Origin of the sequence: Kitasatospora sp. NPDC088548 (assembly GCF_044753005.1) — a bacterium.
Taxonomy (GTDB): Bacteria; Actinomycetota; Actinomycetes; order Streptomycetales; family Streptomycetaceae; genus Kitasatospora.
Genome location: NZ_JBIVMI010000004.1, coordinates 1 through 20357, shown reverse-complemented (window position 1 = coordinate 20357; position 20357 = coordinate 1). Strand labels below are relative to the sequence as shown.

Below are 20357 nucleotides of genomic sequence, written 5' to 3'. Positions count from 1 at the left end.
CCGCACGGTGAGCGTGTTCGGCACCGACGGCCCGCATTCGTTAACGTGCACGATGTGACTGCTGAATCCACCTCCCGCGCAAGCGGCGCCGTCGCCGCCGGTCTGGCCACCATCGCCGCCGACGGCACCGTCCTCGACACCTGGTACCCCACCCCCGCGCTGGCCGCCGAGCCCGGCCCGGCCGGCACCGTCCGTCTGACCGCCGAGCAGGCCGAGGCCGAGCTGGGCGCCGGCGCCGCCGAGGCGCTCCGCACCGACGTACGCCGCGGCGTCGAGGTGGTCGCCGTGCGCACCACGATCGCCTCGCTGGACGAGAAGCCGATCGACGCGCACGACGCCTACCTGCGCCTGCACCTGCTGAGCCACCGTCTGGTGAAGCCGCACGGCCAGAACCTGGACGGCCTGTTCGGTCTGCTGGCCAACGTGGCGTGGACCAGCATCGGCCCGGTGCAGGTGGACAAGGTCGAGCAGGCCCGTCTGGCGGTGCGCGCCCAGGGCGGCCAGCTCGCCGTCTACGGCATCGACAAGTTCCCGCGGATGACCGACTACGTCGCCCCCTCGGGTGTGCGCATCGCCCACGCGGACCGCGTCCGGCTCGGCGCCCACCTGGCCACCGGCACCACCGTGATGCACGAGGGCTTCGTCAACTTCAACGCCGGCACGCTGGGCACCTCGATGGTCGAGGGCCGGATCAGCGCGGGCGTCGTGGTCGGCGACCACAGCGACATCGGCGGCGGCGCCTCGATCATGGGCACCCTGTCGGGCGGCGGCAAGCAGATCGTCTCGGTCGGCGAGCGCTGCCTGCTCGGTGCCAACGCGGGCATCGGCATCTCGCTGGGCAGCGACTGCGTCGTGGAGGCCGGCCTGTACGTGACCGCCGGCACCCGGGTGACCACCCCGGACGGCAAGGTGGCCAAGGCGGTCGAGCTGTCCGGCCAGGACAACCTGCTGTTCCGCCGCAACTCCCAGACGGGCGCGGTCGAGGTGATCGCCCGCTCCGGCTCCTGGGGCGGCCTGAACGCCGAGCTGCACGCTCACAACTGACCGCCTCTCGTGTTGCCGCATCAGCGCTGCGGCAACACGACTGTGCGGGGTGGCCCCGGTGCCGGGTGACGGCGCCGGGGCCGCTGCGCTTGCCGTCCGCCCGCCCTGTCGTCCAGCCGCCCTGTCGTCCGCGCGGCCCGACCGGACCGCCGCCGGCCGCATCACCGTGCACGGCCGACCGAAACGGCGGCCCTCCGCTCCGAACCCTGTTCCGAGGCGGCCGCCGCGCCCGACGCCCGACAGCCCGGCGGAGCGGCCCTGCCTTCCGCGGCCCCACCCTGCTCAGCCCCGCCCTCCGCAGTGCCACCGACCGGAGGACCGAGCCGGAGGACCAGTGGCGGCGATGCCCGCCCGGTCGCCGAAGCCCAGGGCGGCGGTGGACCGGCCGCGCCGTCCGCCACCCCGCCGGGACCGGATGCGGTATCGGCGCCCTCCTCCCCCGCCGCCGCGCCGACGGTCTGTCTCAGCCGACCGACCACGTCCTTGCACTCCGCCCCGGCGTCGACCCCGTCGATGCAGGTCCAGTACAGGCTCTCGGTGTCGGCGCCGCAGGCCAGCACCACCAGCGCCTCGCCGACGTCCTGCAGCAGGCCGCCGAGTTCACCCAGGGCCGGGGCGAGCTCACCGAGATCGGTGAGCCGCCCGGCCCGTCCGCTGCCACCCCAGCCCGGCGGGGCGCACCGGTCGGACCAGGTCTGGTCCAGGCAGCCGGCCGCGTGGGCGCCGGCCTCGGACAGCTGCCGGCCGAGCCCGGCCAACTCGCCGTCGTCCAGCTCGGACAGCCGAGCGCCCACCGCCTCGGTGAGCAGCGCGGCCTGCCGCGCCTCGGCCAGCACCTCCGGTACCTCCCTGGCCTCGGCCAGCGCGTGCCTGGCCGTCCTGATGAGTCGCAGCGCCTCCATCGGCCCGCCACCCCCTTCTCGCTCGTTTCGCCGTCGACCGCGACCGCCGGTATGGCGGTCACGTGGTCACGGCGAAAGCGTGCGTCGGGGCGCGGCCGGATGCGGCCACCTCGTCAAAGCCTGTGGAAAAGCCCGGGGGTGTGGATAACTTCCATCCCCCACAAGGGTTAATCGCCTACGTTCGAGTCGACGCCGAACCCCGATCCGCCCCCTGTCCCACTCCCCGATCCCAACCCCAACCCCGACCCAGGCCCAGGAACCGGGAAGCGCAGTTCGTTCCGTTCGATCTTGGCCGCGAGGGCCGCCAGCGGATCCACTCCCAGTACCGAACAGAACTGCACCAGATACGCGAGGACATCGGCCACCTCGTCGCGCACCCGATGGGCGCTGTCCGGATCGGACATCACCGACGCGGCCTGTTCCGGTGTGAGCCACTGGAAGATCTCCAGCAGCTCGCCGGCCTCCACGGTCAGCGCGGCGGCCAGATTCTTGGGCGTGTGGAAGGGCTCCCAGCCACGCGCGGCGGCGAACTCCACCAACCGCTGCCGCAGGCTCTCCAGCGTGGGGACCGCGGCCTCGCCGGACGCCGCTCCGGGCTCCACCGGGCCAGCCCCGGACTCCGTCACTCGTTCACTCACCCGTCCAGGTCTACCGCATCCACCACCGTCTCCGGCACCGCCCCCGGCTCCGTCCCCACGGTCACCCCGGGCTCCCCTACCGGCCCGCACCCGCGCACCGCCTGGGCCGGTACCCGCGCCGTCTCCGTCCGCAGCACGGTGTGGCCGGAGCCCGGGTCCCGTCGGCACTCGACCAGCGTGGCCCCCGGCGGCAGCCCGCCCGACCCGCCGAACGCCTCCCGGGCGGCAGCCGGTTCCTGGAGCGCCGCCAGCACGCGCAGCTGGTTGCGCCCGGACATCTCACGGGCGAGCCGCAGCAGCGAGGCGGCCTGCTCGGTGCTGAGCCCGGCGCCGAGGTCGTCGGCGAGCACGGTGAGCTGCCGGTGCGCCCAGGGGACCTCGGCGGCCGCATCCAGGTCGAGCACGCCGGCCCCGGTGAGCAGCACGGCGGCGAACGCGAGGTGGCGCAGCATGCCGTCGGAGGCCTGGTCGACGCCGGTGCGGCCGAGGACGCCCTCGTCGAAGACGGCCAGGACCCGCTGGTCGGCGCCGGTACCCCGGTGCGCGAGGTCGAGCCCGAGCAGCGGGTGCGGCGCGGCGGACTGGACGACGCGCAGCAGTTGGCCGTACCGGCGGCCGCATTCGTTGCTGAGCCGGGCGATCACGGCGGAGATGTTGGCGGCGGTGCTGAGCAGCCTGGCCTGCGGGTTCGGGCGGGCCCAGCCGCGCATCAGGGCGGGTACGGGGTGGACGGGGAAGACCTCGCGCAGGGCGGTGAGCAGCTGTTCGGCGGCGGCCAGCACCTTGCGCTCGCCGGGGGAGGATCCGGCCACCCGCAGGGGGATCTGCGAAGTGATCATGGTGTTTCCGGGGAAGGGCGCCCGGATGTCGCCCTGGCGGGTGTCGTTGTGCCAGCTGACGTTGACCCGCTGGTTGCGGACGTCCTGTTCACCGGTCTCGACCAGGGTCCGGCCGTCGAGGGTGAGCCGTTCACGGGCGATCCGGACGGGCCCGTCGGTGCGGATCACGAGCTCCAGGCGGATCGGCCCGTCACCGGAACGGACGGTGCAGCCGAGGATGATCGCGTTCCGGCCGTGCGGGACGCAGCCCTCCAGGCCGCCGCGCACGGGGACGGCCAGTGGTCCGGTCCGGCCCGGCAGGCCGTTGAGGGAGTCGGCGATCTCCTCGCCGAGGGCGAGCCGGGAGAGGACGGCGAGCCCGTCGAGGGCGTTCGACTTGCCGACGCCGGCGGGGCCGTGCAGCACGGTCAGGGGCGCGAGCGGCAGTGTCGCGCGCCGGTAGGACTTGAAGGAGGCGAGCCGGATCTCCTCGACGATGGGGCGCTGGACGGGCGGTCGACCGGGCCCCGGAGCGCTCGGACGGGGGTGGGCCGGCACGGCGGGCCGGGTGGCGTCGCGGTTCACCCGTCGGACGTTAGCCGCAGGTCGGACGGGAGAAACGTGCCTGCTCGGCAGATTCATCCCAACGAGGTCCCGGGGACAAAGCGCTCGTCGCCCCGACAGCCACCACCCGCCGTACCGTCAGCGCCGATAGACCGCCACCGTCACCGAGGCGGTCACCTCGACCGGGTCGGCCAGCGCGGCGAGCCGGTCCTCCAGCACCTCCCGGTCGGTGTGCCAGGCGCTCGGGCCCATCCCGACGACGGTGCGGACGTCGGCCGCCGACAACCGCATCGTGAACTCGACCTCCCGCTGCCCGGCCGGGTCGAGGTAGGGGCCAAGCTTCTCCTCGATCCGGCGCTGTTTCTCCTCGTCGACCGAGAGCAGGCCCAGGGCGGCGACGAGTTCGCGCAGGTGGCGGGAGGTCGGCGAGACCAGCAGCAGCGTGCCGCCGGGGCGCAGCACACGGCGGATCTCCGGGCCGTTGCGCGGCGCGAAGACGTTCAGCACGAGCCCGGCGGACCCGTCCCGCAGCGGCAGCGGGCGCCAGGCGTCACAGACGACGGCCCCGATCCGGGGGTGGGCCCTGGCGGCCCGGCGCAGCGCGTACTTGGAGATGTCCAGGGCCGCGCCGGGGCTGCCGGGAAGGGCGTCGAGGACATGGGCGAGATAGTGGCCGGTACCGGCGCCGAGGTCCGCGACGAGACCCTCCGGGGCGGCCGCCGCGGCGGCCTCGGCGAGGGCGTCGGCAATCGGCCGGTAGTGGCCGGCGGCGAGGAAGTCGCTGCGGGCGGCGACCATCCCGGCGGTGTCGCCGGTGCCGGTGTGGGCGTCACCGGCGAGCAGGCTGACGTAGCCCTGCCTGGCGATGTCGAAGCTGTGCCCCGACGGGCAGCGCAGGGTGCGCCCGTCCGGGGTGAGCGCCTGCGCGCAGTGCGGGCAGGCCAGGTAGGGCTCGATGTCCTGCAGCAACGTCCGTCTTCTCCCGCCATCCGGTTCGCCGTCCGACCGGAAGGGCAAGCCTAACGACTGCTGGTGGGCCACCCCGCACCGCGCGGTCCGGGCACCCGGGGGCCGCCGGCGCCGCCCCGGCCCGCCACCCGCAGCGCCAGCGCGGCCAGCGCCTCGGGCGCGCCGGCCTGCCCGCGGACGCCGGGAAAGGCGTTGACATCGACGATCACGGGTTCGGCGGGCCCGTCGAGCAGATCGACGCCGTACACGTCGAGGCCGAACACCTCGCCGACCCGCCGCGCGAGGTCCACCCGCTCGGCCGGCAGGTCCCCCGGCCCGAACGGGCTGCCGTGGGCGGCTCCCGCGGCGGCCCCGGCGGGTGCCGGCTCGACAAGCACCGGCTCGACAAGCGCGGGCTCGGCGAGCTCGGACCGGCGCCGGGCGCAGAACACCTGCCCGGCGATCACCCACAGCTTCTGGTCCCAGCCGGAGTTGGCGAGGTACGGCTGGGTCACCACGGGCTCGTCGGGCCAGCGCTCGGCGAGGGCACGCAGCCCGGCGGCGTCGTCGACCCGGGCGACGAGGTCGTGGCGGCGGCTGTAGCGGCTCTTGACGACCAGCGGGAAGCCGGGTTCGGCCAGGTCGGCGAGGCGGGCCGCGGTACGGGTGGCGGCGAACGGCAGACCGGCCGAGCGGGCCAGCTCGGCCATGCCGGTGCGGTCCTGGCAGAACCGGGTCGCGGCGGCCGAGTTGATGACCGGGGCGCCCCGCTCCTCCAGGTGGCGGGCGAACGCGAGGGCCCGGGGCGTACGGGCCTTGAGCAGGTAGACGTCGGCGAGCGGGCCGGGGCCGAGCCGGTCGGCGGGCGGACCGTCGCCCGCGTTGGGGTCGAGGCTCTCCACCAGGTGGCGGGGCCTCAGCAGCCCTGCGGTGGCGGCGAGCAGCGGGTGACCGGGGTCGGGCGTGAGCAGGCAGATCCTCATATCGAGCCGCCGAGGCGGGCCCCGTCGTACCCGGCTCCCCCGAAATCGGCGCCGAACGCGGAACCGCCCACCTGAGCGGGCACCCCGAGGGCGGCCCCTTGCGCGGGCAGCCGTACGACCCCCGGTGCCGGGGCGGGAACGGACTCCAGGGCGGGCGCCGGGGCGGAGACGGCCGTCCCGGTACGGGCCAGTCGCAGCACCGCCCGGGCGACCCGGGCGACCGCGTCGGGCACCTGACGGAAACTCGGGAAGTCGTTGATGTCGACGACCACTGGACCGTCCGGGCCGAGCAGCACGTCGACCCCGTAGAGATCGAGACCGAACACCTCCCCGACCTGGGCGGCGATCCGCGCGACATCGCCGCTGAGCGGCACCTGCCGTTCGCGTACGCCCTGGCCGGGGTGGAGCGGCGAGCAGCGCTCGGTCGCGTACAGCTCGCCGTCGACGCAGTACACCTTGAGATCGGTACCGGAGTTGGGCACGTACGGCTGGGCGATCAGCAGGCTCTCGCCGTCCAGTTCGGGACCGAGTTCGGCGAGGTGCTCCGGGGTCGGGACGAGCCTCACGGCCCGCCCCGAACTGCCGTCGGCGGGCTTCACCACGAGCGGGTACTCGGAGGCGGGGATCTCCGCGAGCCGTTCCCAGCGGGCGGCCGCGTAGGTGACCGGGACGGGCAGACCCCGGGTACGGGCGATCACCGCGGCGAGCGCCTTGTCCCGGACGCCGCGGATGGAGCGGACGTCGTTGATCGTGGTGAGGCCGACGGCGGCGGCCGCCTCCAGCAGGGTCAGGCCGGGACCACCGGAGACGGTCTTGAGCACCCAGGCGTCATGGCTGCCCGCCCGGACCGCCTCGGAGATCGCCATCAGCGCGTTGCCGGGGCGCAGCAGGTCCACCCGGTGGCCCCACGCGGTGAGTTGGCGCGCCACGTCGAGCGGCATGCCGTCGTGCCGGTAGTGCTCCTCCACCAGAAAGCAGAGCCTCATGAGCCTGTCATCCCCCTCGCCTTGCCCAGCAGGACGTCCGCCGTCCCGTCCGGCAGAGCTGTAAAGGCCCCAGAATGCCACGCCGCCCACACACAAGATCGCCCGGCCTGTAAGCATTGGGCAACAATCGATCCGAAATGCCCCTGTCGGAACGGCCCCTGACGAACCGCCGGACCGCCTCACCGCCGCCGGTCCCGCCCGCATCCCGACGGCGCCCAATGCGGTGGCAGGAGCGGCGGCCGCCTGCTTGGATGCACGGCGTGACTACTGCTGCTCCTGACTCCGTCCACCCCGACCACCACGGCCACCGGACCCTCCTCGACGAGATCGAGCGGTACTACGACGCCGTACCGCGCAGCGCCGCCCGGGTCGAGGACTTCGGTCCGCTCAGCCTGTTCGTCCGCGAGGGCGAGGGCTGGCCGTACTACGCCCGGCCGGCGCTGGGCCGCAGCGGCCCCGCGGCCACCGCCGAGGACGTCCGCCTGGTCCTGGCCCGCCAGCGCGAGCTGGGTCTGCCGGAGGCCTTCGAGTGGGTGGCCGAGCACGATCCGCTGCTGCGCGCGGCGGTGGAGGAGGCCGGGCTGGTGGTGCACGAGCACCCGCTGCTGGTGCTGGGCCCCGAGGACGCGGCGGCCGGGCCGGCCGGGCCGCCGGACGGGGTGTCGGTCCGGGTGCTGGCCGCCGGCGACCCCGACCTGGCGAGCGCGGTGACCGTCCCGCACCTGGCCTTCGCCGAGCCGGGCACCGGCGTGGGCGGCGCGGGTACGGACGAGCTGGCGGCGGCGGCCGAACGCTCGGTGGCCGACGGCTCCGTCGCGCGGATCGCGGAGCGGATCGCCGCCGGGCGCACCGTGCTCGCCGCGGCCGTCCAGAACGGCTCGGCGCTCTGCGCGGGCCAGCACAACCCGGTCGGCCCGGTCACCGAAGTGGCCGGTGTCGGCACCCTGCCGTCGGCGCGCCGCCGCGGCCTCGGTCTGGCGGTCACGGCGGCGCTGGTCGCCCACGCACGGGCGAACGGCGTGCGGACGGTGTTCCTGTCCGCCGCCGACGAGGACGTCGCCCGGATCTACCGCCGGGCCGGCTTCCGCCCGTTCGCGACGGCCCTGATCGCCGAGCCCGCCGGGACCGGCCCGGCCGGCGCGTAGACCGTACGGCGCACCCCGCACAGGGTGCGCCGTGGGGGGAGGTCGTCAGTCCGAGTCCTCGTCGTCCTCGCCGCTGACGCCCTCCCCCTCGGCCTCGTCCACCACCCAGGCCGCCAGCCGTTCCGCGACCCCGGCCACGCCGAGCCGCCCCTCACGGATGGCCCGGGCGAGGCTGCGCACCTCGCGGGCGGTGGTCGCGACCGTGCAGCCGCTGGCCACCAGGTAGGCGTAGGCGACGGCGGTGGCGTACAGCTCGTTGGTCTTCTCCAGGGCCGGCACCCGGATCAGCTGGTGCATCAGGGCGGCGGCGCGGTCCTGCGGTTCGGGGTAGACGGCGATGTCGAAGATCTCGGCCTGATGGCGGGAGACCGCGGCGAGCAGCGACCCGTAGTCGGTGACCTGCGGGTCACCGGGTGTGTACTGCTCGGCGGTCATGAGCAGCCACGAGAGGTCGACCTCCAGGTTCAACGGCGCACGTCCTGCAGGTCGGCGCCGCCCCGCTCGCCGAACTCGGCCAGGAAGGCCGTCTCGTACTCCTTCATGAACTGCGCCGCGGCGTCGACGAACGCCCGCCCGGCCTCGCCCATGTCCTGCTGGACCAGGCGCTCGATGTACTGGTTCATGCTGATCCCCTGCTGCTCCGCCCGCTCCCGGGCCATCTCCGCGGTGGTGGCGTCCACCCGGACGTTCAGCTGCTTCTTACCCATGAATCTCAAGCTAGCGCCGATGTGCTAGCACAACAAGGGCGCATGCAAAGCCGTCGCACGCCCTCCCCGTTGTCGGGCGGCGCGAAGGAGTTCCGTTCGCGAGCCGGGGGAAGCGCCCACCGGACTCTTCGCTCCGGCAGGAAGTCGACCGGTCCGGCGTCCTGCGCCACGGGTCCCGGATCCGGCTCACCGACCCGGTGGGCCGGGGTCAGTTCGACCAGAAGGGGTCGTCGTCCCTGGGGAGGATGTCGGGATTGCCGTTGGACATGGTCGGCTCGGGGGTGGGGGTGCCGAAGGAGTCGTGGCCGTCGGCCACCGGGACGGGGCCGACCGACGCCCCGATGTCGATGTTGCCGGCGGGGTGGATGGTGATTCCCACGCCGGAGCCGTCCGGGGTGGTGGCGGACACGGCAAGCCGGTCCGGGGCGGCCGAGTTGACCGTGTAGCCCCTGGCCTGCAAGCCGCGCCGGACCATGTCCAGCAGGACGCCGTACTTGGCCGGCGAGACCTTGGTCATGATGTGGCGCCGGCGGGAGGCGGTCGCGTAGCCGAGGGAATGCTCGTCGAGCCCCCTGGAGTACTGCTCGGTCGAGCGGGGCCACTCGTCCCGGTACCGCAGCTTCGGCCGGACCTCGGACAGCGACTCGTCGAGCAGGGCGCTCAGCTGCTGGACGGCCTGCTCGGGAGGGATGAGCCGCTTCGAGGCCTTGCCCGTGGCGCCGGACGAGCAGGCGGTCAGAGCGAGCGCCAGTGCGGCGGCCGCGATGCCCAGCCGGCGTGTACTCCGCAACGACCCGTTCATCGCCGCCCCCTCGCTGTCATGTTGCACCTGCCCGCCACGATCCGGCACGCAGGCAGGTGGCCACTCGCTTCACGCCGAGGCACGGCACGGCGAAACTAGCAGATCAGCCATGCCGCGGGCCGCGCCCGGTGCCGCGAGGGCGGAGCCCGGGCGACCGGGACGAGAATGGCGGTGCCAGTGACGGCCGGACCACCGGCCAGGACATCCGGGGGTGAACACCGCCGGGCGCACCGGAGCGGTACCGATCGGAGCGAGACTTGAAGAGTTCTTCACCTTCGTAGACTCTGAATTGCCCTGAGCATTCCCTGGAGCGGCACCGACCGGTGTGGAGGCCGGCAATGACAGCCATGTTCGACCAGGAGCTGCGCGAGCAGCTCGACCAGGCCCGCAAGGAACTCGCGGCCGCCCGGGCCGACGGGGACGCCGACGGCGTCCAGGCGTACGAGGGCCGGATCGCCGGACTGCTCCGGCTCGCCGCCCAGCACGGGATCACCCTGCCGCCCAGCGCCGACGAAGGGGAGCCGGACCAGCGCTGAACGGCACGCCCGCCCGGGCGCTCACACCCGCGGACACACGGAGGCGGCACCCGGGAAACCCCGGATGCCGCCTCCGTCACAACTGGGCCGCCGCTACTGCGCGAGCTCCCCCACCGGCTCCAGGATCGCCACGCACTCGAAGTGGTGGGTCATCGGGAACAGGTCGAAGGCCCGCAGCGAGACCGGCCGGTAGCCGCCCTCGCGGAAGTACGCCAGGTCCCGGGCGAGCGCGGCCGGGTCACAGGCCACGTACGCGATCCGGCGGGCCGCCAGGCCGGCCAGGTGCGCGACGGTCTCCCGCCCGGCGCCCGCCCGCGGCGGGTCCAGGACGATCAGGTCGGTGGCGGTGATGCCGGTGCGCGGCAGCAGCGTCTCCACCCGGTCGCACTCGATCCGGACGTTGTCCAGCGCGGCCAGGTTGTGCCGGGCGTCCTCCACCGCCTGCTTGGCGGACTCGATGCCGAGCACCGCGCCGTCCTCGCCGACCCGGTCGGCCAGCGCGCCCGCGAACAGGCCCACACCGCAGTACAGGTCGAGCGCGTTCTCGCCCCACTGCGGGTCCAGGCCGTCCAGGACCGCGTCCACCAGGGTGTCCGGTGCCTCGGGGTGGATCTGCCAGAAGCCGCCGTTGCTGACCCGCCAGGTCCGCCCGGCCGCCCGCTCGCGCACGAAGGCGCGGCCGTGCACCCGGTGGACGTTGCCCTGCTCGTCGATCCGGCTGATCGACACCGGCTTGTCCAGCTCCACCAGCGGCAGCTGCGCGCCCGGCGCCGGGGTCAGCACCACCTGGCGGTCCGAGGAGCCGGAGGCGGCGATCACCTCGACCGAGGCGACGCCCGGCCAGTCACGGGCCTCGATCCCCAGCTCGCTGACGCCCTCGGCGGCGATCAGGCAGTGGTCCACCGGCTGGATGTCGTGCGAACGGTGCTTGCGCAGGCCGACCTTCCCGGTCCCCGCGTCCACCGTGTACTGCACCCGGGTGCGCCAGGCCGGCACCTGCCCGGCCGGGAGCTTGCCACCGACCGGCTCGACACTGCCGTCCCAGCCGGCCTCGGCCGGGGTGAGCCCGGCCAGCTTGGCCAGCTGCTCGGTGAGCACCTGCACCTTGAGCTTGCGCTGCCCGCCGGGGGTGACGTGCTGCCAGTCGCAGCCGCCGCACTTGCCCGGCCCGGCGAACGGGCACGGCGGGGCGATCCGGTCCTTGGCCGGCTCCAGGATCTCCACCGCGTCGGCCCGCAGGAAGCGGGACTTGGTGGTGCCCTCGGTGACCAGCGCGATCACCCGCTCACCGGGCAGCGTGTGCCGGACGAACAGCACCCGGCCCTCGTGCCGGGCCACGCAGTGCCCGCCGCCGTGCGCGACCGGGCCGACCTCGACCTCGTACCGCTCGCCGACCAGCGGGTCGCCGCCGGGTCCCTTGGGGGCGGCCTCGGCGCGCGGCGGGCGCGGGGTGCGCAGCGCCTTGGGCGGGCGGACGGTCTGCTTGCGCGGACGGTCGCCCGTGGGCTTTGCCGACTTCGCCGGCTTCGGCTGCTTGGCCGCGCCCTCGGCGGCTTCCGCCGGGCGCTCGGGGGCGCGCTCGCCCGGGGCGAGCGGGGCGGTCTGCGCGGTGAAGCCCTCGCGGTCGGTGGCAGCCGGACGCACCGGCTTGCCCCAGCGCGGACGGGCGACCTGGCCGGGCTTGGCACCGCCCTTGCGGGCGCCCTTGCCCGAGGAGCCGTTGGAGCGGGACGGGGTGTTGCGGGTCACTGGGAGAAGTCCTTGCTGCTGTCAGCGGTGGCGTCGGGCGTTGCGGAGACCTTCGACTTTACGGCCTTCGGTGCGCGTGGCTCACCACGCCGGACGGCACCGGGCGCCGACCACGCCTTCTGCGGCCTGCGCCGTTCGGAGGACTCCAACTGCCAGGGTACGGAGGTCACCATCACACCGGGCTTGAAGAGCAGGCGTCCCTTGAGCCGCAGCGCGCTCTGGTTGTGCAGCAGGTGCTCGTACCAGTGGCCGACCACGTACTCGGGGATGTAGACCGACACCACCTCGCGCGGGCTGCTGCGGCGCAGGTTCTTGACGTAGTCCAGCACCGGCCCGGTGATCTCACGGAACGGCGAGTCCAGCACCTTGAGCGGCACCTCGATGCCGCGCTCGTCCCACTCCTTGCGCAGCGCCGCGGTGTCCGCCGGATCGACGTTCACGGTCACGGCCTCCAGCGTGTGGGCGCGGGCCAGCCGCGCGTACGCCAGGGCGCGCAGCGCCGGCTTGTGCAGCTTGGAGACCAGCACGATGGCGTGCACCCGGGTGGGCAGCACCACGTCGTCCGGCTCCTCCGCGGCGACCAGTTCCTCGGAGACCCGGTCGTAGTGCCGGCGGATGGCCTTCATCATCACGAACAGCACGATCATCGCGGCGATCGCGATCCAGGCGTGGCTGATCTTGGTGGCGAGGACGACGATCAGCACCGCCATGGTCATCACCAGACCGAAGGTGTTGATCGCCCGGCTGCGCTGCATGTGGCGGCGGCGGGCCGGGTCGGTCTCGCCGCGCAGCTCCCGCGTCCAGTGCCGGATCATGCCGGACTGGCTCATGTTGAAGGAGACGAAGACGCCGACGATGTAGAGCTGGATCAGCCGGGTCGGGTCGGCGTCGAACGCGATGATGAACAGGATCGCGGCCAGCGCCAGCAGGATGATGCCGTTGGAGAACGCCAGGCGGTCGCCGCGGGTGTGCAACTGGCGCGGCAGGTAGCGGTCCTGGGCCAGGATCGAGCCGAGCACCGGGAACCCGTTGAAGGCGGTGTTGGCGGCCAGCACCAGGATCAGGCCGGTGACGGCGGCGACGAAGAAGAACCCGGGCGTGAAGTTCGAGAAGACGGCCTCGCTGATCTGGGCGAGCGCGGTCTTCTGGTGGTAGTCGGCCGGGGCGCCGCCGAGCTGCTCGACGGGGTTCTCGGCCATCTGGACGCCGGTGAGCCGGGCCAGCCAGATGATGCCCATGAACATCACGACGGCGATGGTGGCCATCATCAGCAGGGTGGTCGCCGCGTTCTTGCTCTTCGGCTTGCGGAAGGCCGGCACACCGTTGGAGATCGCCTCCACACCGGTCAGCGCGGCACAGCCCGAGGAGAACGCCTTGAGCAGCAGGAACACCATCGCGAAGCCGGCCAGCGAATCATTGCCCGGGGTGGCCGCCAGATGGAAACCGGAGCTCTCGGCCGGCATCTCCTGCCCGAAGGCGAAATGCCGGATCACCCCGTAGACGACCATGCCGAGCACACCGGCCATGAAGGCGTAGGTCGGAACGGAGAAGGCGGTGCCGGACTCACGGACCCCGCGCAGGTTCATCCCCATCAGCAGGATGACCACGACGACGGACAGGGTCAGCTCGTGCCCGCGCAGCGCGGGCACCGCGGAGACCACGTTGGCCACACCCGAGGTGGTCGAGACCGCCACGGTCAGGATGTAGTCCACCATCAGCGCGCTGGCGACCACCAGACCGGAGTTCGGCCCGTGGTTGACGGTGGCGACCTCGTAGTCACCGCCGCCGCTGGGATAGGCGTGGACGTTCTGCCGGTACGAGGCCACCACCGCGAGCATCACGATGGCGACGACAACGCCGATCTGCCAGGAGAAATGGATGGCCGAGGCGCCCGCCAGGGAGAGCGTCAACAGGATCTCCTCGGGCGCGTACGCGACCGAGGAGAGCGCGTCCGAGGCGAAAACGGGCAGCGCGATGCGCTTGGGGAGCAGCGTTTCCCCGAGCTTGTCGCTGCGCAACGCACGCCCGATCAGGATGCGTTTCGGAAGGTCAGTCGGCATAGGCACGTTAAGGAATCGTAGGGGCTGTTCGGAGCGTGGTCTGACTTATCTCCCCCCCTTCGTCGCGACCGCGTTCGACGGACCGGCTAGCGTGTCGGATACGAGCAGGCGGGCAACACTTGGATTGTCGCGCCGAGCACCCCTGAGGACGCTCGCCCCGCACGGCGGGGCGGGGAAGGATGACGAACGGTGTTTGCGCAGGTCAAGAACCCAACGGGACGGGTGAGGTAGCGCCGGTGCACATCGTCATCATGGGCTGCGGCCGCGTGGGCTCCGCCCTCGCCAGGGCGCTGGAGAAACAGGGCCACTCGGTGGCCGTCGTCGACCAGGACCCGACGGCGTTCCGCCGGCTGGGCGCCGGGTTCAACGGGCGCCGGGTGACGGGCGTCGGCTTCGACCAGGACACCCTGCGCGAGGCGGGCATCGAGGAGGCCGGCGCGTTCGCCGCCGTCTCCAGCGGAGACAACTCCAACATCATCGCGGCCCGGGTCGCCCGGGAGAACTTCGGCGTGGAGAACGTCGCGGCCCGGATCTACGACCCCCGGCGCGCCGAGGTCTACCAGCGTCTGGGCATCCCGACCGTCGCCACCGTCCGCTGGACGGCCGACCAGATGCTGCGCCGGCTGCTGCCGAGCGGCGCCGAGCCGCTCTGGCAGGACCCGAGCGGCACCGTGCAGCTCGCCGAGGTGGCGTACAACCCGGTCTGGGTCGGCCACCGGCTGAGCGCGCTCGAGGAGGCCTCCGACACCCGGGTGGCGTTCGTCACCCGGCTCGGCGAGGGTGTGCTGCCCACGCCCCAGATGGTGGTGCAGGAAGGCGACCTGGTGCACGTGATGCTGCGCCGGGCCGACCTGACGGCGGTCGAGGCCGCGTTCGCGCAGGGGCCGAAGGAGGAGGGTCACTGATGCGGGTCGCCATTGCCGGAGCCGGGGCCGTCGGCCGCTCGATCGCGGGCGAGCTGCTGGAGAACGGCCACGAGGTCCTGCTGATCGACAAGAACCCCAACTCCATCTCGGTGGAGCGGGTCCCCATGGCGGAGTGGCTGCTGGCCGACGCCTGTGAGATCACCTCGCTGGACGAGGCGGCGCTGCATCGCTGCCACGTGGTGATCGCCGCGACCGGTGACGACAAGGTCAACCTGGTCGTCTCGCTGCTGGCGAAGACCGAGTACGGCGTGCCGCGGGTGGTCGCCCGGGTGAACAACCCGAAGAACGAGTGGCTCTTCAACGAGTCCTGGGGCGTGGACGTGGCCGTCTCCACCCCGCGTCTGATGTCCGCCCTGGTCGAGGAGGCGGTCAGCGTCGGCGACCTGGTCCGGCTGATGCGCTTCAGCCAGGGCAACGCCAACCTGGTCGAGCTGACCCTGGCCTCGGACACCGAACTGGTCGGCACCCGGGTCGGCGACGTGCCGTGGCCGCCCGACACCGCGCTGGTGACCATCATCCGCGAGGGCCGGGTGCTGACGCCGGGCAAGGACGACACCCTGGAGGGCGGCGACGAGCTGCTCTTCGTCGCCGCGCAGGAACGCGAGGAGGAACTGGAGGACCTGCTGTCCGCCTCCTCCGGCGCCCAGTAGCGCCACCGCCATGCGAGAGGGCCCGCACTCGGTGAGTGCGGGCCCTCTCGCGTGGCCTGGTCGGACACGCCCTACGGCCGGTCGGCCTCTTCGGCCGGCTCGTCGTCCAGCTGCGCCTTGATCGGCGGCGGCGCCTTCAGCAGGATCTGCCAGGTGACGTACATCGCCAGCAGCATCGGCGGGATGCCCAGGGCGACCTTCAGCCAGCCGAGCAGGTTGACGTTGTGGGAGAAGTACAGCGGGAAGAGGATCAGCGGCTTGATGCCCATGATCACCACCCAGGCCCAGGTGGCCTTGGTGTAGGCGGCCAGCCGGCCCGGGTTCTCCTTGCGCCAGGTGAACATCTCCCCGGTGATCGGGCCCAGCATCACGCCGATCAGCGGCCAGCGGACCAGGGCCGAGACGGCGAAGCCGAGGCAGTAGCCGACGTTCCAGAGCAGGCCCGGCAGATAGAAGTCCTCGGCCTTGCCGGTCTTCATCGAGATCCAGACGCCGAGGCCGACCCCGAACACCCCGCTGAAGGCGTGCTGGACGGTCTCCCGCCTGGCGAGCCTGGTCACCACGAACAGCGCGCAGAGGCCGAGCGCTGCCCAGCCGGCCGGCGCCACCTCGTGGGTGATGTTGTAGGTGACGATGAAGACCAGGCCGGGCAGGGTCATGTCGATCATGCCGCGCACGCCGCCGAAGGCCTGCATCACGGTGTCGGCGGCCTCCTTGGAGGCGGCGGCCCGCCGGGCCGCCTCGTTCTCGGCGGCGTCGTTGATCCCGGCCAGGTCGAGCTGGGCGGCGGACTCGCCGCCGGGCTGGTTGCTCACGCTCATTCGCTCCCGTGTCCGACCGGACGCAGCTCATAGCGGGGGTTGAACAGCACGCGGCGCCCGCGTGCCAGGCTGATCCGGCCGCTGGCAACCAGCCGGCGGCCGGGCTCTATGCCCGCGATGGAGCGGCGGCCGAGCCAGACCACGTCCAACGCCTCGGTGCCGTCGAAGAGTTCGGCCTCCAGCGCGGGCACGCCGGCCCGCGGGCGGAGGGTCACGGTCCGCAGGGTGCCTGCCACGGTGACCACTTCACGGTCTCCGCAGCGGGCGATCGGGGTGCAGCCCGACTCCGCCGCGCTCTCCTGGCGCAACTCCTCGGCCTGCAGCTCCTCGGTGGAGGAGGTCAGCCGGCTGAGCATGCGGCGGAAGCGGCCCTGCGGCTGGTCGCTGCTGATGTCACCACTCATGCCGGAAGGGTACCGGTTTCGGGGGCCCCGAGGGCAGGCCGCGATATCGGGGCGGTGCCCGGGGCTCACCCCTCGAAGCGGTAGCCCATGCCCGGCTCGGTGATGAAGTGCCGCGGGTGCGAGGGGTCACGTTCCAGCTTGCGCCGCAGCTGGGCGAGGTAGACCCGCAGGTAGTTGGTCTCGGTGCGGTAGGCCGGGCCCCAGACCTCCTGGAGCAGCTGGGTCTGGCTGACCAGTCGGCCTGCGTTGCGGACCAGTACCTCCAACAGATGCCATTCGGTCGGGGTGAGGCGGACGTCGGTGCCGTCCCGGTTTACCTTCTTCGCCGCGAGGTCGACGGTGAAGCTGTCGGTGACCACCAGCGAGTCGTCCTCCCCGGCCACCGGCTCGGCCCGGCGGACGGCGGCGCGCATCCGGGCGAGCAGCTCGTCCATGCCGAACGGCTTGGTCACGTAGTCGTCCGCGCCGGCGTCCAGCGCCTCGACCTTCTCGTCGGAGGCGTGCCGGGCCGAGAGCACGATGATCGGCACCCTGGTCCAGCCGCGCAGGCCCTTGATCACCTCGACGCCGTCCATGTCGGGCAGACCGAGGTCGAGGACGACGACGTCGGGGTGCCGGGCGGCGGCCAGCTCCAGCGCGCTCGCGCCGTCGTGGGCCGCGTCGACCTCGTACTTGCGGGCCTTGAGGTTGATCACCAGCGCGCGGACGATCTGCGGTTCGTCGTCCACGACGAGGACCCGGGTCATACGGGCTCCGCCTTTCACAGCTGTCGGAAGGGAAGGTCTGACGTGGTCATACACGGGACGGGCTGGTCGCCGCCTCGGGCGGGGCCGCGTCGGGCGGCCCGCTCTCGTCCGGCTCCGGCGGGCGGTCGGCGGCGGGCAGGGTGACCACCATCGTCAGGCCCCCGCCGGGGGTGTCCTCCGCGGTGACGGTACCGTCCATGGCCTCGACGAAGCCGCGCGCCACCGCGAGCCCCAGGCCCACTCCGGCGCCGCGCGGGGCGTCCCCGTACCGCTGGAACGGCGCGAAGATCCGTTCCTTGGCGTCCTCGGGCACCCCCGGGCCGCGGTCGACGATCCGCAGCTCGACCCGGCCGGGGCCGCCCACCGGGTGCAGGGCGTCGGCCTTGACCAGCACCTTGACGCCGTCCGGGCTGTACTTGACGGCGTTCTCGACCAGGTTGGCGAGCGAGCGTTCCAGCAGCCCGCCGTCGGCCCGGATCATCGGCAGGGTCTCCGGGACGTCCAGCCGCACGGAGTCCGGCGGCACGCCGCCGAGCGCGAACGGCACCACCTCGTCCAGGTCGGTCTCCTGGATCAGCGGGGTGACGGTGCCGGTCTGCAGCCGGCTCATGTCGAGCAGGTTGTTGATCAGATGGTCGAGCCGGTCGGCGCCGGCCTCTATGCCAGCCAGCAGCTCCGCCTCGTCCTGCTCGTCCCATTCGACGTCCGCCGAGCGGAGCGAGCTGACCGAGGCCTTGATGCTCGCCAGCGGGGTTCGCAGGTCGTGCGAGACGGCGGCGAGCAGCGCGGTGCGGATCCGGTTCCCCTCCGCCTCCCGGCGGGCAGCGACGGCCTCCCCGGCCAGTCGACGGCGCTCCAGCAGCACCGCGGCCTGGGCGGCGAAGGCGCCGAGCAGCCGGCGGTCCTCGGCGGGCAGCACCCGGCCGCGCAGGACCAGGGCCAGGGTGTCACCGACCGGCACGTCCACGTCGGCGGCCTCGGGACGCCCCGGCGGGTGCGGGCCGGCCGTCGCGACCGCCTGCCACGGGCCGAGCGGGTCCGGCCGTTCCAGCAGCGCGGCGGAGTCCTGCTGAAAGGTCTCCCTGACCTGCTCCAGCAGCGCCGTCAGCACGCCCTCCCCGCTCGGCGCGCCACGCAGCACGGTGCCCGCCAGCGCGCTGAGCGTCTGCGCCTCGGTCTGGCTGCGGGCCGCCTGATGGGTGCGCCGGGCGGCCAGGTCCACCACGGAGGCGACCGCGATGCCGACGGTGGTGAATATCGCCACCGCGATGATGTTCTGCGGCTCGGAGATGGTGAAGGTGTGAATCGGCGGCGCGAAGTAGTAGTTCAGCGCCGAGGAGCCGACCAGGGCGGAGGCGATCGCCGGGAACAGCCCGCCGACCAGCGCCGCGCAGACCGTCAGCGACAGGAACAGCAGCATGTCGGTGGAGAGGCCGAGTCCGTTGGTGTGGGTGAGCAGCAGCGCCAGCAGCGGCGGCCCGCCCACCCCGATCAGCCAGCCGGTGACGGTCCGCGGACGGCCCAGGTCGGTGACCCGGCGGGTCGGGAGCCGGCCGCGCCCCTTGGCGGCGTGCTCGTGGGTGACGATGTGCACGTCGATGTCGCCGGAGTCCCGGGTCACGGTGGTGCCCACGCCCGGACCGTAGATGTACTGCCAGGCCGGCCGGCGGCTGGTGCCCAGCACGATCTGGGTGGCGTTGACGCCCCGGGCGAAGTCCAGCAGCCCGGCCGCCGGATCGTCGCCCAGCACCGCGTGGAAGCTGCCGCCCAGGCTCTCCACCAGCGCCCGCTGTTCGATCAGCGCCTGCGGCGAGCCGGAACCGGAGCCGACCAGGCCGTCCGAGCGGGAGATGTGGACGGCCAGCAGCTCGCCGCCGGAGCCGCGCGCGGCGATCCGGGCCGCCCTGCGGATCAGCGTCGCGCCCTCCGGCCCGCCGGTGAGGCCGACCACGATGCGCTCACGGGCCTGCCAGGTACCTTCGATGCCCTGCTCGGCCCGGTACTTCTGCAGGTACTCGTCGACCCGGTCCGCGGTCCACAGCAGCGCCAGCTCGCGCAGCGCGGTCAGGTTCCCCGGGCGGAAGTAGTTGGCCAGGGCGGCGTCGATCTTCTCCGGCGCGTACACGTTGCCGTGTGCGAGGCGGCGGCGGAGCGCCTGCGGTGACATGTCGACCAGTTCGATCTGGTCTGCCCGCCGGACCACCTCGTCCGGGACGGTCTCCCGCTGCCGTACCCCGGTGATGCCCTCGACCACGTCGCCGAGCGACTCCAGGTGCTGGATGTTCACGGTCGAGATCACGTCGATCCCGGCCGCCAGCAGTTCCTCGACGTCCTGCCAGCGCTTGTCGTTGCGGCAGCCGGGGACGTTGGTGTGCGCCAGCTCGTCCACCAGCGCCACCTGTGGGCGGCGGGCCAGCACGGCGTCCAGGTCCATATCGGTGAACGCGGCGCCCCGATGGACCAGCTCGCGGCGCGGCACCACCTCCAGGCCGGCCACCAGCGCCGCCGTGTACCGCCGCCCGTGGTCCTCGACGAACCCCACCACGACGTCCGTGCCACGCTCCAGTCGCCGGTGCGCTTCGGCGAGCATGGCGTACGTCTTGCCGACCCCGGGGGCCGCCCCGAGGTAGATGCGCAGCCTGCCTCGTCCCATGAGCACCATTCTTGATCCGGCCCGGCCCGGGGGCCACCCCCGGACACCTGTTCCCCTCCCCTTCGAGACTACGGCGTGGGAGGCGATTTTCCGCTGATCAGGGCGCTGATCAGGCGGTTTTAGCGGCATATTGACGGCGGAGCGGCGCGCCGGGGTGCCCTGTCCGAGCAGCCGTCGCGACCGTGCCCTGCGCGTGATGCCGTAAATACACAGCAATACACGGCCGTAAACGCAGAGAACCCCCACCCGGAATCGGGTGGGGGTTCTCTGGAATA

Annotated in this window: 20 protein-coding genes; 5 read left to right on the top strand and 15 right to left on the bottom strand. The window is 73.0% G+C overall.

Annotated elements, in window-relative coordinates; all coding sequences use genetic code 11:
- The first annotated feature begins 54 nt into the window (after positions 1–54).
- The gene (gene dapD / locus ACIP82_RS07625) at positions 55–1044 is read left to right on the top strand and encodes a 2,3,4,5-tetrahydropyridine-2,6-dicarboxylate N-succinyltransferase (RefSeq protein WP_400651904.1); all 990 of its coding nucleotides are present in this window, start codon (positions 55–57) and stop codon (positions 1042–1044) included.
- A 161-nt stretch (positions 1045–1205) separates the two neighbouring features.
- Here the strand turns inward: dapD and ACIP82_RS07620 are convergent, their stop codons facing one another.
- The 6 genes from ACIP82_RS07620 to ACIP82_RS07595 all read right to left on the bottom strand — a co-directional run bounded on the left by ACIP82_RS07620 (position 1206) and on the right by ACIP82_RS07595 (position 6883).
- Positions 1206–1946, bottom strand: coding sequence for a DUF6099 family protein (locus ACIP82_RS07620; protein WP_400651902.1), 741 nt, complete (start codon positions 1944–1946; stop codon positions 1206–1208).
- 167 nt (positions 1947–2113) lie between these two features.
- Positions 2114–2497, bottom strand: coding sequence for a nucleotide pyrophosphohydrolase (locus ACIP82_RS07615; protein WP_400652327.1), 384 nt, complete (start codon positions 2495–2497; stop codon positions 2114–2116).
- Between the two features lie 83 nt (positions 2498–2580).
- The gene (locus ACIP82_RS07610; protein WP_400651899.1) at positions 2581–3987 is read right to left on the bottom strand and encodes an AAA family ATPase; all 1407 of its coding nucleotides are present in this window, start codon (positions 3985–3987) and stop codon (positions 2581–2583) included.
- Positions 3988–4104: 117 nt separating this feature from the next.
- The gene (locus tag ACIP82_RS07605; RefSeq protein WP_400651896.1) at positions 4105–4935 is read right to left on the bottom strand and encodes a putative RNA methyltransferase; all 831 of its coding nucleotides are present in this window, start codon (positions 4933–4935) and stop codon (positions 4105–4107) included.
- 50 nt (positions 4936–4985) lie between these two features.
- Entirely contained in the window at positions 4986–5897 is a 912-nt protein-coding gene (locus ACIP82_RS07600) for a RimK family alpha-L-glutamate ligase (RefSeq protein WP_400651893.1), read from the bottom strand.
- Positions 5894–6883 (bottom strand): ATP-grasp domain-containing protein, encoded by a 990-nt coding sequence (locus ACIP82_RS07595; RefSeq protein ID WP_363607583.1) that lies wholly within the window; start codon positions 6881–6883, stop codon positions 5894–5896. Before ACIP82_RS07595 ends, ACIP82_RS07600 begins: the two co-directional genes overlap by 4 nt.
- Before the next feature lie 251 nt (positions 6884–7134).
- Here ACIP82_RS07595 and ACIP82_RS07590 point away from each other — a divergent pair, with 251 nt between their 5' ends.
- Positions 7135–8028, top strand: a complete 894-nt coding sequence (locus ACIP82_RS07590) for a GNAT family N-acetyltransferase (RefSeq protein WP_400651890.1) — start codon at positions 7135–7137, stop codon at positions 8026–8028.
- A 45-nt stretch (positions 8029–8073) separates the two neighbouring features.
- On the opposite strand, the gene ACIP82_RS07585 is transcribed toward ACIP82_RS07590, so the two are convergent.
- The 3 genes from ACIP82_RS07585 to ACIP82_RS07575 all read right to left on the bottom strand — a co-directional run bounded on the left by ACIP82_RS07585 (position 8074) and on the right by ACIP82_RS07575 (position 9525).
- Positions 8074–8496, bottom strand: a complete 423-nt coding sequence (locus ACIP82_RS07585) for a fic family toxin-antitoxin system, toxin component (RefSeq protein ID WP_363607585.1) — start codon at positions 8494–8496, stop codon at positions 8074–8076.
- Entirely contained in the window at positions 8493–8735 is a 243-nt protein-coding gene (locus ACIP82_RS07580) for a toxin-antitoxin system HicB family antitoxin (RefSeq protein ID WP_363607586.1), read from the bottom strand. The genes ACIP82_RS07585 and ACIP82_RS07580 overlap by 4 nt, the downstream gene beginning before the upstream one ends.
- A gap of 208 nt (positions 8736–8943) precedes the next feature.
- Positions 8944–9525, bottom strand: coding sequence for a hypothetical protein (locus tag ACIP82_RS07575; protein WP_400651885.1), 582 nt, complete (start codon positions 9523–9525; stop codon positions 8944–8946).
- Between the two features lie 350 nt (positions 9526–9875).
- On the opposite strand from ACIP82_RS07575, the gene ACIP82_RS07570 reads away from it, so the two are divergent.
- A complete protein-coding gene (locus tag ACIP82_RS07570) occupies positions 9876–10073 on the top strand; it encodes a hypothetical protein (RefSeq protein ID WP_363607588.1) in 198 nt (65 codons plus the stop codon).
- Between the two features lie 93 nt (positions 10074–10166).
- Here ACIP82_RS07570 and ACIP82_RS07565 read toward each other — a convergent pair whose 3' ends face one another.
- Both ACIP82_RS07565 and ACIP82_RS07560 read right to left on the bottom strand, forming a co-directional pair.
- Positions 10167–11531, bottom strand: a complete 1365-nt coding sequence (locus ACIP82_RS07565; protein WP_400652326.1) for a class I SAM-dependent RNA methyltransferase — start codon at positions 11529–11531, stop codon at positions 10167–10169.
- A gap of 287 nt (positions 11532–11818) precedes the next feature.
- Complete coding sequence (locus tag ACIP82_RS07560; RefSeq protein ID WP_400652325.1) at positions 11819–13882, bottom strand: APC family permease; 2064 nt, start codon at positions 13880–13882, stop codon at positions 11819–11821.
- A 236-nt stretch (positions 13883–14118) separates the two neighbouring features.
- Between ACIP82_RS07560 and ACIP82_RS07555 the strand changes: the two genes are divergently transcribed.
- Entirely contained in the window at positions 14119–14787 is a 669-nt protein-coding gene (locus tag ACIP82_RS07555; RefSeq protein WP_400651883.1) for a potassium channel family protein, read from the top strand.
- Complete coding sequence (locus ACIP82_RS07550; protein WP_363607591.1) at positions 14787–15458, top strand: TrkA family potassium uptake protein; 672 nt, start codon at positions 14787–14789, stop codon at positions 15456–15458. The genes ACIP82_RS07555 and ACIP82_RS07550 overlap by 1 nt, the downstream gene beginning before the upstream one ends.
- Positions 15459–15529: 71 nt before the next feature.
- Here ACIP82_RS07550 and ACIP82_RS07545 read toward each other — a convergent pair whose 3' ends face one another.
- From ACIP82_RS07545 to ACIP82_RS07530, 4 genes are all read right to left on the bottom strand, one after another.
- Complete coding sequence (locus ACIP82_RS07545; RefSeq protein WP_363615271.1) at positions 15530–16273, bottom strand: DUF3159 domain-containing protein; 744 nt, start codon at positions 16271–16273, stop codon at positions 15530–15532.
- A gap of 2 nt (positions 16274–16275) precedes the next feature.
- A complete protein-coding gene (locus ACIP82_RS07540) occupies positions 16276–16683 on the bottom strand; it encodes an OB-fold nucleic acid binding domain-containing protein (RefSeq protein WP_363615269.1) in 408 nt (135 codons plus the stop codon).
- A gap of 65 nt (positions 16684–16748) precedes the next feature.
- A complete protein-coding gene (locus ACIP82_RS07535; protein ID WP_363615267.1) occupies positions 16749–17429 on the bottom strand; it encodes a response regulator in 681 nt (226 codons plus the stop codon).
- Positions 17430–17475: 46 nt separating this feature from the next.
- Positions 17476–20082, bottom strand: a complete 2607-nt coding sequence (locus ACIP82_RS07530; protein ID WP_363615265.1) for a sensor histidine kinase KdpD — start codon at positions 20080–20082, stop codon at positions 17476–17478.
- Between the last annotated feature and the right edge of the window lie 275 nt (positions 20083–20357).

Coding starts and splice junctions, on each gene's coding strand:
- ACIP82_RS07620 (WP_400651902.1), bottom strand. CDS start 1,946: ATGGAGGCGCTGCGACTCATCAGGACGGCCAGGCACGCGCTGGCCGAG.
- ACIP82_RS07600 (WP_400651893.1), bottom strand. CDS start 5,897: ATGAGGATCTGCCTGCTCACGCCCGACCCCGGTCACCCGCTGCTCGCC.
- ACIP82_RS07595 (WP_363607583.1), bottom strand. CDS start 6,883: ATGAGGCTCTGCTTTCTGGTGGAGGAGCACTACCGGCACGACGGCATG.
- ACIP82_RS07590 (WP_400651890.1), top strand. CDS start 7,135: ATGCACGGCGTGACTACTGCTGCTCCTGACTCCGTCCACCCCGACCAC.
- ACIP82_RS07580 (WP_363607586.1), bottom strand. CDS start 8,735: ATGGGTAAGAAGCAGCTGAACGTCCGGGTGGACGCCACCACCGCGGAG.
- ACIP82_RS07570 (WP_363607588.1), top strand. CDS start 9,876: ATGACAGCCATGTTCGACCAGGAGCTGCGCGAGCAGCTCGACCAGGCC.
- ACIP82_RS07560 (WP_400652325.1), bottom strand. CDS start 13,882: ATGCCGACTGACCTTCCGAAACGCATCCTGATCGGGCGTGCGTTGCGC.
- ACIP82_RS07550 (WP_363607591.1), top strand. CDS start 14,787: ATGCGGGTCGCCATTGCCGGAGCCGGGGCCGTCGGCCGCTCGATCGCG.
- ACIP82_RS07540 (WP_363615269.1), bottom strand. CDS start 16,683: ATGAGTGGTGACATCAGCAGCGACCAGCCGCAGGGCCGCTTCCGCCGC.
- ACIP82_RS07535 (WP_363615267.1), bottom strand. CDS start 17,429: ATGACCCGGGTCCTCGTCGTGGACGACGAACCGCAGATCGTCCGCGCG.
- ACIP82_RS07530 (WP_363615265.1), bottom strand. CDS start 20,082: ATGGGACGAGGCAGGCTGCGCATCTACCTCGGGGCGGCCCCCGGGGTC.